This is a genomic window from Mesorhizobium sp. M1A.F.Ca.IN.020.06.1.1 (assembly GCF_004023265.1).
Lineage (GTDB): Bacteria > Pseudomonadota > Alphaproteobacteria > Rhizobiales > Rhizobiaceae > Mesorhizobium.
Genome location: NZ_RZSR01001439.1, coordinates 1 through 982 on the forward strand (window position 1 = coordinate 1; position 982 = coordinate 982).

Here is a 982-nt window from a genome sequence, read left to right on the forward strand (position 1 = left end):
TTCCTATAGTGGACAAAGTGCAGGCGATAGCTGGCCTCGTTGTCGCAACCGGCATGAGCGGTCACGGCTTCGGTATCGGACCCGGAATCGGCCGCGTCGTCGCCGACATGATCCAGGGAAACCAGATCGGGCACGATCTCACCCGCTTTCGCCTGTCGCGCTTTTCTGACGGAAGCGCCATTCGGCCGGGCCCGGCCCTCTAGAGCAGTCACCGACCGGCCAGCCTGCAGTGAGCAGCAAAATTCTTCAGCTGCGCTTCGGCGCCCCTGTTCACTCGCCCAATATCACACCGGAGGCGACAATCTGCGCGGTTCGGGCGGTGAGCTTCTCGCGCTTTACAAGCGTGGGCTTTTTATAGGGGTTTTTCATCTCACCGTTCCGGGAAACCAGGCTGCCTGTGCTGGTCAAGACGGTGAACGCGCTGGCACTGCTTGCGTTCCGCAGGCGCGTTTGGCGGGTTGAGCCAGCCTTGGCCGGCCCCGGTCATCAAGCCATGGCACGTAATCGCAACGGCTTTACGTTTCCGAAAACCCAGGTCTTGAAAGCCTTGTCGGCTCGAACTGCTGCCCGGTCGCGCAGTTCCACGAGAAGGGCGGGACGGTTTGGTCGTCGCCAAGGGTTTACGGTCTGCACTCGCTCGGGAGGGTGAGCCCTCTAGTGTGGACGCGCTCGCTGCACCGGTGGCGCCGCATTTGCCGATATAAAGTCAGCTCCAGTGCCTTGCGATCCCCGCTTGTAGATGAGCAGCATGACCAGTCCGGCATATCCAATCTGGAGAATGATCATTGCAAGCATAGCGCAGCCGAGCGCCTTCCAGGCGGAGCCGGTTTGCAACCCGACCCAGATTGCGACGGTGAACGACGTCGCGAACATGCCCACCAGAAATTGCGGAAAATACATCGCCATTACCCTCGACCCTTAAAGCGCCGCCGCTCCATCGCGGAGCGGCGGCGCTTTAAGGGTCGAGGGTAATGGCTGTCTC

The 982-nt window shown here is 60.9% G+C and carries 1 protein-coding gene and 1 pseudogene; one reads left to right on the top strand and one right to left on the bottom strand.

The annotated features are described in order from the left end of the window. A pseudogene (locus EOA60_RS39465) lies at positions 1 to 203 on the top strand (FAD-binding oxidoreductase); the annotation flags it as partial. Positions 204 to 654: 451 nt separating this feature from the next. Here the strand turns inward: EOA60_RS39465 and EOA60_RS34690 are convergent. After that, the gene (locus tag EOA60_RS34690; RefSeq protein ID WP_245502703.1) at positions 655 to 906 is read right to left on the bottom strand and encodes a hypothetical protein; all 252 of its coding nucleotides are present in this window, start codon (positions 904 to 906) and stop codon (positions 655 to 657) included. Between the last annotated feature and the right edge of the window lie 76 nt (positions 907 to 982).